At 67.3% G+C, this 13875-nt stretch carries 13 protein-coding genes and 1 pseudogene; all 14 read right to left on the bottom strand.

The genetic code is table 11. From position 1 onward, the window contains the following. Positions 1–240: pseudogene (locus MZTS_RS24970) on the bottom strand (hypothetical protein); the annotation flags it as partial. A gap of 68 nt (positions 241–308) precedes the next feature. Beyond that, a complete protein-coding gene (locus MZTS_RS10290) occupies positions 309–914 on the bottom strand; it encodes a helix-turn-helix domain-containing protein (protein WP_192283733.1) in 606 nt (201 codons plus the stop codon). Between the two features lie 247 nt (positions 915–1161). After that, entirely contained in the window at positions 1162–2316 is a 1155-nt protein-coding gene (locus MZTS_RS10285) for a methyl-accepting chemotaxis protein (RefSeq protein ID WP_192283731.1), read from the bottom strand. 200 nt (positions 2317–2516) lie between these two features. Beyond that, positions 2517–2903 (bottom strand): response regulator, encoded by a 387-nt coding sequence (locus MZTS_RS10280; RefSeq protein ID WP_192283729.1) that lies wholly within the window; start codon positions 2901–2903, stop codon positions 2517–2519. A gap of 116 nt (positions 2904–3019) precedes the next feature. Then, a complete protein-coding gene (locus tag MZTS_RS10275) occupies positions 3020–3781 on the bottom strand; it encodes a ParA family protein (protein WP_192283727.1) in 762 nt (253 codons plus the stop codon). Continuing rightward, positions 3778–4041, bottom strand: coding sequence for a hypothetical protein (locus tag MZTS_RS10270; protein ID WP_192283725.1), 264 nt, complete (start codon positions 4039–4041; stop codon positions 3778–3780). The genes MZTS_RS10275 and MZTS_RS10270 overlap by 4 nt, the downstream gene beginning before the upstream one ends. Continuing rightward, entirely contained in the window at positions 4041–6653 is a 2613-nt protein-coding gene (locus MZTS_RS10265; RefSeq protein ID WP_192283723.1) for a chemotaxis protein CheW, read from the bottom strand. The genes MZTS_RS10270 and MZTS_RS10265 overlap by 1 nt, the downstream gene beginning before the upstream one ends. Beyond that, positions 6650–7021 (bottom strand): response regulator, encoded by a 372-nt coding sequence (locus tag MZTS_RS10260; protein ID WP_192283721.1) that lies wholly within the window; start codon positions 7019–7021, stop codon positions 6650–6652. The genes MZTS_RS10265 and MZTS_RS10260 overlap by 4 nt, the downstream gene beginning before the upstream one ends. Before the next feature lies 1 nt (position 7022). Further along, the gene (locus MZTS_RS10255; RefSeq protein WP_192283719.1) at positions 7023–7886 is read right to left on the bottom strand and encodes a CheR family methyltransferase; all 864 of its coding nucleotides are present in this window, start codon (positions 7884–7886) and stop codon (positions 7023–7025) included. A gap of 14 nt (positions 7887–7900) precedes the next feature. Continuing rightward, a complete protein-coding gene (locus MZTS_RS10250) occupies positions 7901–8497 on the bottom strand; it encodes a HEAT repeat domain-containing protein (protein ID WP_192283717.1) in 597 nt (198 codons plus the stop codon). A gap of 7 nt (positions 8498–8504) precedes the next feature. Further along, positions 8505–9560, bottom strand: a complete 1056-nt coding sequence (cheB, locus tag MZTS_RS10245) for a chemotaxis-specific protein-glutamate methyltransferase CheB (protein WP_192283715.1) — start codon at positions 9558–9560, stop codon at positions 8505–8507. Between the two features lie 76 nt (positions 9561–9636). Beyond that, a complete protein-coding gene (locus MZTS_RS10240) occupies positions 9637–11196 on the bottom strand; it encodes a chemotaxis protein CheW (protein WP_192283713.1) in 1560 nt (519 codons plus the stop codon). A 243-nt stretch (positions 11197–11439) separates the two neighbouring features. Then, positions 11440–13368: a methyl-accepting chemotaxis protein gene (locus MZTS_RS10235; RefSeq protein ID WP_009866970.1), complete on the bottom strand. Its 1929-nt coding sequence runs from the start codon at positions 13366–13368 to the stop codon at positions 11440–11442. 278 nt (positions 13369–13646) lie between these two features. After that, the coding region (locus MZTS_RS24965) for a hypothetical protein (RefSeq protein ID WP_210329218.1) at positions 13647–13875 on the bottom strand (229 nt) is incomplete at its 5' end.

Raw genomic sequence — 13875 nt, 5'->3', positions numbered from 1 at the left:
GGGACGGGGCGGACGGTCGCCGTCGGCATCCCCATCGCCACGGGGAAAGAAGCGCGGGGCGGGAGGTGACGCGGCGGGAGAGGCCGTGCCGAAGTCCGACAGATCGGCGGCGGAGGCCGGCGGGCCGAGGAGCAGGATCGCGAGGGCGCCGAGAGCCGGGAACCGCCGCGCTCCGTCGCGGCGAGCCGGTATCGCTCGCAGCGGGGAGCGCCCCGGCGCCCGCTGTCCTTCGCCCGTCATCGCAACAGATCTCCGCCCGCTCGAAAACACCTCGCATGTCATGATGAATGAGGTGTTACCGACCCGGTTCACGGCCGGGGATAGACGATCACCGAGAGATAGGTCATCGGCGTCTTGATGAGCTTGGCCGGGCCGTGCAGCCCGTTCGAATCGAACATCAGCGAGTCGCCGGGTTCGAGATGAAAGTCCTGGCCGGAATGGTGATAGATCACCTCGCCGGTCAGCATGTAGATGAACTCGGTGCCGAGATGGCGAAAGCTGGTATAGGCCTCGGCCTGATCCTGAAGTGTGATGAGATAGGGCTCGACCACCACGTCGCCGCGGATGCCGGCCCCGAGCAGCTCGTAATGATGGCCGACCTTGGTGCCGCGCCGCTCGATCGGCACACCCTGGCCGCGCTTCACGAAGCTGCAGTCGCGGGTTTCCTCGAAGGCGGCGAACAGCGCGGTGATCGGCACGTTGAGCGCCGAGGCGATGGCGTTGATCGAGGCCAGGGAGGGCGAGATCGCGCCGTTCTCGATCTTCGAGATCATGCCGGGGGAAATGCCGGCGGCGCTGCCGAGATCGGCCACCGAGAGATCCCGCTCCCGCCGCAGCAGGCGGACCTGATGGCCGAGAGCCTTTTCCAGGGGACGCTCCTCGGCGACGGGTGCGTTCGACGCTGTATTGAGCATGGATCCCTGGCTGCCTTCTCGCGCCGTGCGGCGCAGGCGCATTATGGCGCAGGAATTCGGGGCCGCCACTAGGATCGGTTTATTCGCTCGCTTTCGATGGAACGCTTCGATGCCGATGGCGTGATCGCGCCCGCGAGCGTTCCGGGGCAGGCGTGACCCTGACCCGCCAAACTGGCCCCCAGGCCATAGCTCAGGGCGGACCACTGCGATGGGGGCGGATCAGAGCCCCCTGTCCAACGCTGCGCTTTCAAAACAGCTCAATCGTCGAGGTCTCGGCTGCCTGAATCTGGGCCCCGACCGCCGCGGCATCGGTTCGGCGTTGGATCTGCGTGACGTAGCGGGCGCGAGCCAATTCCAGCAGGAGGTCTGGGCGCAGCGGGTTTGCAGGTTCTCGCCCTTCCAAGGTGTGCCGGAGGTCGTCGAGAAGGCTGTGTAGCAGGTGAACCGATTCACCCACCGCCTCGATCTGTTGCCGAACCACGTCCTGGAACTGGATCTGTCCGAAGACCATGGATACCTGGGCACCGACCTGTTCGCTCAGCGCTTCGATCTCCGTAAGTTCGGTGCGCGCCATGCCGGCGATGGTCCGGGTCGTGATCTCAGCGATCCCGTCGAGATCGCTCATCAGCGCCTGGATGCGCGCCTCCTCCGCCCGGGTGCGCGCAGCATCGTGGGCAGCAACCACCACCCCATCGATCGTCTGCTGCACGGAGGCGACCCGGCGCCGCGCCTCGGCGACGGCGTCCTGGGAATGTTGAGCCAAGCTCTGCAGTTCGCGGGCGATCACTTGGAAGCCGGCTCCGTGAATTCCGGCTCGGGTCGCCTCGATATTGGCGTTGAGGGCGAGCATGCGCGTGGACGCACCGACCTTCTCCAAACCTGCGGTCAATGCATCGAGACTGCGCATCTGCTCGCCAACGCCACCGATGGCGTCGCGCTCGGTGCGGGTGATCTCAAGACGCTCGACCAGATAAGCGTTGAGGGTGCCCGCCAGGGCCCGCAGAGCCGTGTCGCCGCTCTCGGCAAGGCCGATCATGCCGTCGCGTGTCCGGGCAACGCAGGCGGCGCTGCGGGCTTGTGCCGCGTCGAGGGCTTGAAGCGCCGCGATGATGTCGCCAGCCGCCGTTTCTGTCTGGCTGACGACGCTGCACAGCTGCTGCTCGGTTACGCCGAAGAAGGGGGCGAGTTGTCCGAGCGTCGCCGCTGCCTCCGCCGTCCCGGCGGGCGGGTCCGCCAGCTGGGCGGGCTCCTGCAGTGTCTCCATCACGGTCGGGAGCGCCGTCTGCGCCGGTGTCTCGCCCCCATTGCGTTGCAGGACATGCACCACGAGGCCGCCGCAGCTGGCATAGGCCGCCGCCTGAACCACCGACCATGGCTCCACACAATCGAAGATCCAGAGCATGGTGCCGGACGCCACGCCGGCAACCGCGCCCAGAAGGAGCGCCTTCAGCTCGAGCCGGTCGAGGGAGGGGATAGAAGCGGTCTGCATCGGAAGATGAGCCATAGAAGCGGAATGACGGGCGCGGCAAAACGGGGAGCCAGCCGCGGACCGTTCCGGACAGGCCGAACTCTGCGGCCGAGCTGGGACGACCCAGTGCAGGATTAGGCGGCGCGCGGGTGAACCGCCGGTGCGACCTGCCGGATGACCTGTAGCAGTTTGTCGGGCTGAACCGGCTTTACCAGCCAGCCGGTCGCACCGGCCTTGCGCGCCTCGTCGCGCTTTTCCTGCTGCGATTCCGTCGTCAGCACCAACATCGGCACGAACCGGGTCGAAGCGAGCGTGCGCAGCTCCTGGATCAACTGCACGCCGTTGATTCCGGGCATGTGGTAGTCGGTGATGATGAGGCCAGGCACGAGGCCTGCCCGCACCTTGGCCAGTGCTGTCTCGCCCGTGGCGGCCTGTTCGGTGATGTAGCCCGAACGAGCCAGAATGCCCGACATGCTCGCCAGGATCGTCGGTGAATCATCGACGAGTAAAATCGTAGCCATAACCATCAAATCCTTTTTCGCATTGTTTCAGGCGGGAGGAGGCCCTCCGCCGTGACGATGGCGGCATTCCAGGGACGAATGACGTTCGCCTCGGCACGATTCCTGACTTTGTTAACTCAATCAGAAATAATTCTGCTGATGACATAATCACAAAGTACCTCGAAATCTTCAACAGATCGTGTGCGAGGTTTGAAATATTTGACTGGCTGCTGTCGCCCGAAAGCTTCGGCCAGGGCGATATCGGGACGGATGCCGGCCAGCAGACGATCCCGGCCGAACCTGCTGATGAGTCTGCCCAGCATGTCCCGCTGCATGGTCATGCGCAGATCAAGCTGGACCGGCAGGATCGAGAGTCCGTGCAGGTCCGCGTTCACCGTGGTGGCAACTCGGAAGAATGAGCGCGCGAACTGCCCGACGCCGTCGATGGCGAGGTGATGCAGCGTCGTGGGTATGAGGACGTGATGGGCACTCGCCAGGGCGCTGATCAGCAGCGCGTCAGCGGTCGGGGCGGTGTCGATCAGAACGACGCGATAGCTCTCGATCAGGGGCCGAAGCGCCGTAGCGAGGGAGCGGGGCGGGATCGCCGCGGAGAGACCGTCAAAGCCACGATCCGCGGGCAGTACGTCGACATTCGGATAGACGGTCGCCTGGATGGCCTCGGTCAGCGGCGCCCTCGTTCCGCGGAACACATCGTGCACTGTTGGCTGGCCGGGGGCCACCTTCACGCCGAAACCGAACCCGGCATGACCCTGGCTGTCGAGATCGACCACCAGCACGCGCCAGCCCCGGTCGCCGAGGGCGGCGGCGAGATTGACCGTCGTCGTCGTCTTCGCCGTCCCGCCCTTGCGGTTGGAGACGGCGATCACCCGCCCGCTCATCCCGCGCGGCCTTCCCCCGGCGCCTCCGCCCGCGGTAGGGCGACGAGACAGGCCGCGACCACCGGATCGGCCGGGCAGCCGCGGATCGCCGGCGCGGTTGCCATCAGAACTTGGAGGATCGCGGTGTGGGCCTGTTCGAGGCCGGACAGGTCGACAACGGGGCAGGCCGTGCCGCGCAGGGCGTCGAGCAGTGGCTCGCCCTCCTCGATTGGGCAATGGCCGTGGAGCAGGAGGCAATCGTCGCGCAGGTCGAAGGGCATCAGATGAGGTCCGGCAGGTTGAGGACGAGGAGGACGCGGCCGTCGCCGAGGAGGGCCGTTCCGGAGAAGCCCGAGAGGCCGGCGAGCAGGCCGTCGAGCGGCCGCACGATCACTTCCATCCGCTCCCGGAAGCCATCGACCACGATCCCGACGCGCTCGCGCCCGACCCGGACCACCATCACCGCCTCCTCTTCGGGCACGGCGTCACCCGCCACCGGCAGGCCGAGACTGTCGGCGAGCCGCACCAGCGGGATCACCGCATCGCGCAGGATGAAGGTTTCGCGCTGTTTGATGCGATGGATCTGGGATGGGCGCACCTTCACGGTCTCCACCACGGAGTCCATCACCACCCCGAACTGCTGACCCCGCACCGCGATGGTGACGATCCGCGTCACCGCCATGGTCAGCGGCAGCTGCACGGTCACGCAGGTTCCGGCGCCGACCCGGCTGCTCAGCCAGACGTCGCCGCCGGCCTTGCGGACGGCGGAGCGAACCACGTCCATGCCCACGCCCCGTCCCGACAGGTCGGAGACCTGCTCGCGGGTGGAGAAGCCGGCCGCGAAGACGAGGTTGACCAGTTCCTCCGGGCTCATCTGTGCCGCCTGCTCGGCGGTGATCAGACCGCTGCGCAGGGCCTTCTCGCGCACCGCCTGCGGATCGATCCCGCCGCCATCGTCGGCGACCTCGATGATGACGTTGTCGTTCTCCTGGCGGGCGGAGAGCCGCAGGGTGCCCTGGGCCGGCTTGCCCGCCGCGCGCCGTGCCTCCGGCGTCTCGATGCCGTGGTCGAGGCTGTTGCGCACCATGTGAATGAGCGGGTCGGCGAGGCTCTCCAGCACGTTCTTGTCGGCCTCGGTGTCCTCTCCCTGGATGACGAGGGTGACATCCTTGCCGAGCTTGCGCGTGATGTCCCGCACCAGCCGGGGAAAGCGCTGGAAGACCTGGCTCACCGGCATCATGCGGATCGCCATCACTCCGACCTGCAAGCCCTGGGCGATGCGGTCGATGACGGCGTATTGCTCCTTGATCTCCCGCCCGAGTTGGCGCGAACCCGAGACCTGCTCGACCCGCTCGGCCAAGTAGGCGAGGCCGTTCTTGGCCACCGTCAGCTCGGCGACGAAGTTCATGAGCGCGTCGACCTTGCCCTGCTCCACCCGCAGCATGCGGACAGGTCCCCGGCTCTCTTCGGTCGGCTTGGGCTCCGGTGCCTTGATCTCGGTCGATCCGGCATCGACCGATCCGCCATCCGGAGCCCCGGCGGGAAGCCGGGCTTCCGAGGGAGCGGTCGCGGGAACGGACGGAGCGCGGTCCTGCGCCGTCAGGGCGACCGGCTCCGCGTCGGCGGCCAGGGCCTCCCTCAGGCGGCGCGTTTCAGCCGCATCGTCGCCGCCGCGACTGGCCAGGGTCTGGCTCAGGCGTGACGCGCGGGCAGGCGCGACATGCGGCAGGCAACGGTCGATGACGGTGCGGACCGCCGCGATTCGGCCTTCCGCGACCCCGTCGTCGGCGGCCACGCCGAGAACCGCCGCCTGAGCCGCCAGGATCTGCTCGGCGACGTGCCGAAGCGGGGCGGCCGGCGCGATCTCGGATCCCTCCTGATTCACCGCTGTCCCTGCCGGGCAGTCTCCTCCGATTTCTCCGATAAGGCGAAGGAGCGGGTCTGGGGCGGCGGAGGGAGCGAGGAAAGCGATCCAGCGCAGGGCGCAGGCCTGCCGGCTGTCGGGGCCGACGATCCGTAGGAGGGCCTCCGCCGCCGCGGCAAGGCCGTTCCTGTCATCGGCCGCGAGGTGGCGCCGCGCCTGGGCGGCAAAATCGCCGAAAATCTCCGACGCATCCTGAGGCCCGGCCAGACCGATCAGATCCTCGGACCGGATCGCGGCCACGCTCGCCTGATCGGCGACGTAGCGAAGATGGTCGGCAACCACCTCGGTGGCGGCGGCGGAGATCACCTCGAAGCGCAGGAGGCAGAGGAAGGGATCGAAGGTCTCCAGCGGTGCGAAGGGCTGGCGCAGGACCACCCGCAGACGAACGAGGCCCGGCGCACCCGAGACCAGATGGGCCGGATCGTCGCCACGGAAGAAGCAGGCCTCGTCCGGCTCGTAGCTCCAGGCGGTGAGCGGCCCGTCCGCCGCGGCGCGGTAGGCGGCGCGCAGATCCTCCTCCGGCCAGCCGGCGATCCAGGCCGGTGCCGGTTGCGGCTCCGTCACGGCCGCCCCCTTCGGGGTGCTGCCGTCGAGCCAGCGGCGCAGGGCGGCGACCCGCCCCTTCATCATGCCGTCCGCATCGGGGGGAAGCTGTTCACGGCTCTCGAGCGCGTCGATCCAGTGACCGACGAGGTCGAGACTGTCGAGCAGCCCGTCCACGATCTCCGGCTCGAGGGTGAGGGCGCCGGCCCGCACCTCGACCAGCAGATCCTCCGCCGCGTGGACGAGGGTGGTCAGCGGTGCCACGTCGAACAGGCCCGACGTGCCCTTCAGCGTATGCACCGCGCGGAAGATGTCGTTCAACGCATCGGCATCGTTCGACTTTTCCAGCTGCAGCATGCCGCTGCCGGCGATCTCGAGGAGCTCCCGCGCCTCGGGGATGAACTGGGCGAGCAGCGCGTTCTTCACGATGCGATTCCTGCCATCACGCGGGCCGCTTCCGCGAGCGTCTGCGGCTGGACCGGCTTGACGAGATAGAGATTGGCGCCCGCCGCGTAGGCGCGGGCCGAGTCCTGAGGCTCGCTCTCGGTCGAGATCATCAGGGCCGGCACCGCCCGCAGCTCGGGCATGGCGCGGCCCTGACGAAGGAAGGCGTAGCCGTCCATCTTGGGCATGTTCACGTCGACCACGAGCAGGTCGAAGCTCTGCTCGATGGCCTTCTCCAGCCCCTCGAAGCCGTTCACGGCTTCCTCGACCGTGAAGCCCGCCTCTTCGAGGACGTCGCGGTAATACATGCGGACGGTCGTGGCATCGTCCACGACAAGGACACGTGCCATCTCAGCTCTCCGCGTCGAAGGGTTTCTGGTAGACGATCGCCTCCGCGAACTTGCGGATGGCGAAGAGCGACGAAATCCGGCTCATCGATTCGGAATGGCCGAGGCAGACGAAGCCTCCGGGATTGAGGGCATCGTAGATCGTCTGGGCCGCGTCGCGCCGAGAGGCGTCGTCGAAATAGATGAGCAGGTTGCGGCAGAACACGACGTCGAAGTCGCGGAATTGCCGGGTCGAGAGCGGGTCGGACAGGTTGACCCGGGTGAAGGCGATCGAGTCCCGGATGTCGGGGATCACCTCGTAGGCGCCGCGCACCCGCCGGGTGAACCGATCCAGCGTGGTCCGGGGCACGTGCTGCACGGAGCGCTCGCCGTAAAAGCCGCGCTTGGCCTGCTCGATCACGTGCGTGTCGATGTCGGAGGCGACGATCTCGACGTCGTAATGATCGACATCGGCCCAGTGATCGAGCAGTTGAAAGGCGATCGAGTAGGGCTCCTCACCGGTGGAGCAGGGGACCGACCAGATCCGGACGGGCTCGCCCCGCCGCTTGGTGCGCACGATCTCGGGGAGGATCGAGCGGACCAGGCAATGGAACTGGTACTCTTCCCGGTAGAAATAGGTCTCGTTGACCGTCATCAGGTTGACGAGCGCCTGGAATTCCTCGCCGCTGGCCTGAAATCGAAGCGTGTTGAAATAATCTCGGAACGCGATCTGTCCTATCGCAAGCATGCGTTCCTGCAGGCGCTTGTCCACGAAGTAGCGCTTGTTGTCACCGAACATGATTCCGGTCTTGCGGTAGAAGAAGTCTCGAAAGCGCGTGAAATCGCTCTCCGTCACTTCGGGATCGCGGGAGGCGGGCAGGGCGCTCATGGCTCCGGCGCCGCTCAGGCGATGCGGCGCTTGGCGGTCTTGGCCGCGAAGCGCAGAAAGGGCTCGTCGGGGAAGCGGGAGACCGCCGCATCGATCTCCGGAATCATCTCCGGCGTGCCGATCTCGGCGAGCACGTCGAGGGCGGCCGCGCAGACATTCACATGCGGGTCCCGGCCGAGCGTGCGCAGGGCGAGGGACGCCGCCTCCGGATGGCGCAGGGACACCAGCACATTGACGGCGAAGATGCGCCGGTCGCTGTCGGAATGGTCGAGCCCATCCTCCAAGGCACCGAGCACCGCCGCATCCATGACCTGCAGCGTCTCGATCGCGGCGTTGCGCAGCCAGACATCCTCGCTGCCGAGCAAGCCGAACAGGTGCTCGACCGCCTCCGGCGTGCCGAGGCGCCCGAGGGCCGCGAGGATCGCCTCGCGCACGCTGTTCTCGGGCTCGCGGGCAAGCTGTGTGGCCAGGATCCCGACCGCCTCCGGGTCGGAGGCGAGGCGATGGGCGGCCTCGCGCCGCGCCGCCGCGGAGCCGGTCGCGAGGGCGTCGCGCGGATCCTCCGGAGCGGCCGCCGGGATCGGGATCGTGGTTCGGCGAACAAGGGCCATGGTGACCTCAGGACACCCAGCCGACGAGCTGGGTCGGAATGGAGCGGGCGGCGAGGGTGAGCGTGGCGCCGCCACGGCGGATGAGTTCGCCGGGCATGCCGAACACGACGGCGCTCGCTTCCGACTCGGCGATGGTGCGGCCGCCGGCCGCGCGCAGCTCGGCCATCGCGGCGGCGCCGTCATCGCCCATTCCGGTCAGCTCGACGGCGACGAGCGCCTCCGGGGGCAGCACGGCACGCGCGGAACGCACGAGGCGATCGACGCTCGGGTGCCAACGCAGCGCGGGGTCGCTCGGCACCGAGCCGACCACCAGCCGCCCGAGGCGGCGCTCGATCACCACATCGGCATCGCCCCGGCCGATATAGACGTGGCCGGGGGCAAGCGGCACCGGAACGGTCGCTTCTTGGACGGTGAGGGCGCAGAGCCGGTCGAGGCGCTGGGCGAAGGCGCCGGTGAAGGAGCCCGGCATGTGCTGGGCGATCACCACCGGCCAGGGCAGGTCCGCCGGCAGCTCGGGCAGGATGTCCTCCAGGGTGCGCGGCCCTCCGGTGGACACGCCGATCAGAATGCATCCCTCCGGCCGTCGCGACGAGGCCGTGCGGCGCGGCGGCGATGAGACCGCCTGGCGCGTCCGGCGGACGCGATCGAGCAGGCCGCGGGCGCGGCGCGGCTTCGCGCCGGCGGCGATGCGAACTTTCTCCACCATCTCGGCACGGATGGTGGCGATGTTGAGCGAGACCGTGCCGCCGGGCTTCTCGACGTAATCGACGGCGCCGAGCTGCATCGCCTCCAGCGTCACGCTGGCACTCTCGCTGGTCAGCGAGGAGACCATCACCACCGGGCGGGGGGCCTCAGCCATGATCTCGCCGAGGCAGGTCAGGCCGTCCATCTCCGGCATGTTGATATCGAGGGTGACGACGTCGGGATCGAACAGGGCCACCTGTTCGAGCGCATCGCGTCCGTTGCGAGCGGTGCGCACCTCGGCAAAGCCGCTCTCCTCGAAGATCATGCGCAGGTGTTTGCGCATCAGGGCGGAATCGTCGACGATCAGGAGCTTGGTCATCGGAGCAGCGGGTTTCGTATGGACAGCCGGGCTCTACCGCCGCGCCGACAGACCCGGCGGTCTTCAAGGAGCGGTCTCAGGCGGCGCGGCGCAGATCGGCGACCTCGCGCCGGTTCAGCAGCCGGTCGACGTTCAACATCAGGATGATGCGCTTGGCCTCGGCGAGATTGGCGATGCGCTCGATGGCGCTGCCCTCGTCCTGGGACAGGTCCGGCGCCGGGGCGATGGCCGAACGCGGGATCTTCAGAACCTCCGAGACCGAGTCGACGATGAAGCCCGTGCGCACGTTCTCGATCATGAAGACCATGATCCGCTGGCGGTCGTTGCGCTCGGTATCCGGCAACTGGAAGCGGCGGCGTTGATCCACCACCGGCAGCACCGCGCCCCGCAGGTTGACGACGCCCTCGATGAAGCGCGGCGTCCGCGGCACGCGGGTGAGCTGCTCGGGCACCCGGACGATCTCGTGCACGGCGTCGATCGGCACCCCGTATTCTTCGTCCGCGAGGCGGAAGACCACGAATTGCTCCTCCTCGTCGCCCTGCCGCGTCTCGTCGGCACCGCGCGTGTCCCGCATCGTCTTCTCCATGCCGTCCAGGCCGCTCGTCGCCACGGCGGCCGTGTCGAACAGGCGCTCCGCCGAGAGGATCGAGACGAGGCGCCGCCCCTGGTCGATCCGGCAGATCGCTTCGATCTCGCGTAAGCCCCCGGAGCCGGACAGAAGATCCGGCAGCGGGTCGACGATGCCGCGGGCGACGCGCAGCACCTCCTTGACCGTATCCGTCACGATCCCCACCGACCCGGTGGCGGCGCCGTTCCAGGACACCACGACGATGCGGCTCTGTTCGCTCAGCCCGGCCTCGGCGAGGCCGAACAGGCGGCGCAGGCTGACCAGCGGCAGAAGCCGGTCGCGCAGGGTAATCACGCCGATGGCGTGATGCGGCGCGTTGGGCAGGGCGCTGACGATTTCCGGGACCTGCACGATCTCCTGCACGTGCTCGATCGGCAGGGCATATTCCTGGCCGCTGAGTTCGAAGGAGACGAGCTGGATCTCATCGGAGATCCCGCCGGCCTCGGTCTCGCCGCGGGAGCTGGAGAGCAGGCCGGCCTCGGCGAGGAGCTCGGCCCGGGGGCCGCCGACGGGTGCGCGGGCGGCGCCACTGCGCTGCATCAGGCGGGCGGGGTCGAGGATCATGATCATGGCGCCCTCGCGCTTGATCACGCCGGACAGCATGTCGGTGTCGATGGTGCCGCCGAGGCTGTCAGTCCCCTCGATTTCGGCAACCTCTGCGGTGACGACGCTCGCCATGCGATCGACCACGAAGCCGAAGGCCGTGCCGTGGCTGACGACGACGACACGGGTGGCGTCATCGTGCGGCCGGTCCTGCAGCGCGAACAGGCGGCGCAGGCTGGTGATCGGCAGGACCGAGCCGCGCAGGTTGGCCAGTCCCGCCAGGGCGGCGGGCGCCAGGGGCACGTCGACCATGTCCGGCAGCCGGATGATTTCCTGAACTTCGGCGAGCGGCACCGCGTAGGTTTCCCGCTCGACGTGGAAGGTGACGAATTGCCGGACGTTCTGGCCGGTCTCGGCCGCAGCGACCTCACGGTCTGCGGTGTGGGGTTGGATTGGGCTGGACATCGATTTCCTCGATCCCGCTGCGCGGTCCGCGGACCGGCCGGTGGTCGCTGTGACGGGGCCGAAGGCGGCAACCGGAGAGGCACCGCCGTCTTTGGATGGGCGCGGCCGGCGGCGCAGGGAGTTGCGCTCGCCTCATGCTGGCGCATCGTCGTGTTCCGAGAGTCGGGACCCGCTGTCCAGGACGATGCGGCAGGCCGGGATCGGACGGCGAGGCGGGTTCGTGCCCGCCTCGCCGGGGAAAGCTCAGTCCTGGTTCTGCAACTCGTCGGCGAGGGAGGCGATCTCCTCGATCGCCGCGGCGAGCTCCTCGGCACCCTTGGATTGTTCGCGCCCGGCCTGCTGCGCCTCGACCGCGGCCTGACCCGCCTGCTTGGCGGCGGCGGCGATCTGTTCGACACCGCGCTTGGCCTCCTCGACGTTCCGCATGATCATGTCGGAACCCTGGAGGATCTGCCGGTTGCCGTCGAGCACGACCACCATGTCCTCGGCGGTGGTCTCGAGATCCTTCGTGATCGCCTTGTTCTTCTCGACTTCGGCGGCGGCGGCGGCGGAGATCTCCTCCAGGTCGCGGCGGACGAAGACGATCTGGTCCTGGATCGCCTTGACGAGATCCTTGATCCGCTCGGCATTCTCGGAAGAGTCGCGTGCGAGATTGCGGATATCGGTGGAGACCACCATGAAGCCCTTGCCGAATTCCCCGGCCCGGGCCGCCTCGATCGAACCGTTGACGGCGAGCATGTTGGTCTGGATCGCGACGGTGGTGATCGCATCGACGATCTTGTCGATCTTCCGGCTCACCTGTTCCAGGGCGTTGATCTGTTCGCGGCTCCGGTTGGTGTCCTCGAGCGCGCGGGAGACGCCCACGACCAAGCCTTCGACCGCGGCGCGGTTCTCCTGAAGCTGAGCGGTGATCGCGCCGCTGCGTTCCAGCGAGTCCTGAGCCCGTTCCTGGGCCAGGGAGGCTCCCTTCTCGATCTGGACGATGGCGGCGGCGGATTGCTGCGAGGCGGCCGATTGCTGCTGGGCGCCGCGATTGATCTGATCGAGGGCGGTCATGATCTGGGCGGCCGCCCGGTTGATCTCCTCGACCGCGGATGACAGCTCCTCGGCGGCGGAGGCGACCTCCTCGGCGCTCTTGCCGATATCGGTCGCGTTCTTCAGTTCGTCGGCCAGGGTCGAGAGTTCGTTGGCGGCCTGCTCGCTCTGGTCGAGGGCGGTGGTCTGCTGGTCGACGGTCTTGAGCGATTCCTGGCAGGCGGAGGATTGCTCCTCGGCCGCGGCCGCGATCGCCTCCGAGCCCTTCTGTGCCTCGAGGGCGGCCCTTTCCGACTCGAGCGCGGCCCGACGGATGGCATCGCCGGCACTCATGATCTCGACCATCGCCGCGCGCACGCTCTCGAGCTGCGCGGTGATCGCCTTGCCCTTCTCCACTTCCTCACGGGTGCTCTCGGCGGAGCGGTTGATGCCGTCGGCGATCACCTTCACGTCGCCCTGGATCTGGCCGATCAGTTCCTGAATCTCCTGCGCGCTCTTCTCGGAGGTTTCGGCGAGGGTCCGGACCTCGTCGGCCACGACCGCGAAGCCCTTGCCGTGCTGGCCGGCGCGGGCCGCCTCGATGGCGGCGTTGAGGGCGAGCAGGTTGGTCTGGTCAGCGATCCGGGCCACGGCCCGAACGATATCGCCGATGTTGGCGGCCTGACGCTCGAGTTCGATGATGAGCTTGACCGATTCCGACTGCCGCTCGGCGGCCGTGGTGATCGAGACGATGCTTCCCGCGATCTGCCGGGAGACACCGATGATGAGCGTCTGCAGCGCCCCGGACTTCTGGCTGGAAGCCTCGGCTTCGATGCGTGCCGCAACGATTGTCTCCGAGATGCCCGTCACCGCGCGCTGCGACTGCTCGGAGGCACTGGCCGCCTGCTGCGCACCGGCCGCGATCTGCTCCATCGCCTTGCGCAACTCCTCGGCGGCCGAGGAGGCCTCGGTGATGCCGCTGGCGAGCTGCGTGGTGGCCGCGGCGATGCGCTCGGCTGCCTTCTGCTGCTTGGCATAGGTGCGCGCCTTGCGGCGGTGCTCCTCGTTGAGACGGCCGAGCTGGTTGAGGCTGGCCTGCTCGCTGCCGCGCGCGAGTGATCGCTGCCCCGAGAGGGCGGCCTTTTTGACGAGAGCCATGGAATCAGTCCCTGGGCGTGCTGCCACGGTTGCGCGCCCCAGCACCGATCAGAATTTTGATACGGTTACCCGCGGAGCGGACTTTTGAAGACTAGCTTTTGATGGTTAAAATTTTATTAATAACAATTAGAAGACAAGAAGGGTAGTCATTAGTAACTTATCGTATTCAAAAAACACAAATAATATAGACTTTATTTTCAACAAAAACCGTTTGTAATCATATAATATTAAATGTGCTATATCAAGATATATTTTCGTAGAAGAGCTTGTATGGCCAGTTATGGGTTGATTTTATTTTCGCGAATTGCTCCGTGTTCAGCTAATGATTCATACAAAATGTTGGTAGCGAATATTGAGTTGGCATCCAAAAGCCGGCATCCGGCTTCGCGCTTTAGTGTCTCCCACGAAACTCCCGCTGTGCCGTTGCGGCCAGAGAGGACACGATGCGGAATCGGGGGGGTGAGGCACTCTTCGCTCGTGTGGACAGTTAGAGCCGTGCCCGAGCGG

The organism is Methylorubrum zatmanii, assembly GCF_014845115.1.
Lineage (GTDB): Bacteria > Pseudomonadota > Alphaproteobacteria > Rhizobiales > Beijerinckiaceae > Methylobacterium > Methylobacterium zatmanii.
Note: the sequence above shows the minus strand (reverse complement) of the source record. Positions and strands in the feature narration are given on the sequence as shown.

What these genes read in the sequence shown, in the direction of transcription:
- cheB (WP_192283715.1), bottom strand. Translation starts at nt 9,560, where the DNA reads ATGACCAAGCTCCTGATCGTCGACGATTCCGCCCTGATGCGCAAACAC.
- MZTS_RS10250 (WP_192283717.1), bottom strand. Translation starts at nt 8,497, where the DNA reads ATGGCCCTTGTTCGCCGAACCACGATCCCGATCCCGGCGGCCGCTCCG.
- MZTS_RS10290 (WP_192283733.1), bottom strand. Translation starts at nt 914, where the DNA reads ATGCTCAATACAGCGTCGAACGCACCCGTCGCCGAGGAGCGTCCCCTG.
- MZTS_RS10255 (WP_192283719.1), bottom strand. Translation starts at nt 7,886, where the DNA reads ATGAGCGCCCTGCCCGCCTCCCGCGATCCCGAAGTGACGGAGAGCGAT.
- MZTS_RS10275 (WP_192283727.1), bottom strand. Translation starts at nt 3,781, where the DNA reads ATGAGCGGGCGGGTGATCGCCGTCTCCAACCGCAAGGGCGGGACGGCG.
- MZTS_RS10270 (WP_192283725.1), bottom strand. Translation starts at nt 4,041, where the DNA reads ATGCCCTTCGACCTGCGCGACGATTGCCTCCTGCTCCACGGCCATTGC.
- MZTS_RS10280 (WP_192283729.1), bottom strand. Translation starts at nt 2,903, where the DNA reads ATGGCTACGATTTTACTCGTCGATGATTCACCGACGATCCTGGCGAGC.
- MZTS_RS10260 (WP_192283721.1), bottom strand. Translation starts at nt 7,021, where the DNA reads ATGGCACGTGTCCTTGTCGTGGACGATGCCACGACCGTCCGCATGTAT.
- MZTS_RS10235 (WP_009866970.1), bottom strand. Translation starts at nt 13,368, where the DNA reads ATGGCTCTCGTCAAAAAGGCCGCCCTCTCGGGGCAGCGATCACTCGCG.
- MZTS_RS10285 (WP_192283731.1), bottom strand. Translation starts at nt 2,316, where the DNA reads ATGCTCTGGATCTTCGATTGTGTGGAGCCATGGTCGGTGGTTCAGGCG.
- MZTS_RS10240 (WP_192283713.1), bottom strand. Translation starts at nt 11,196, where the DNA reads ATGTCCAGCCCAATCCAACCCCACACCGCAGACCGTGAGGTCGCTGCG.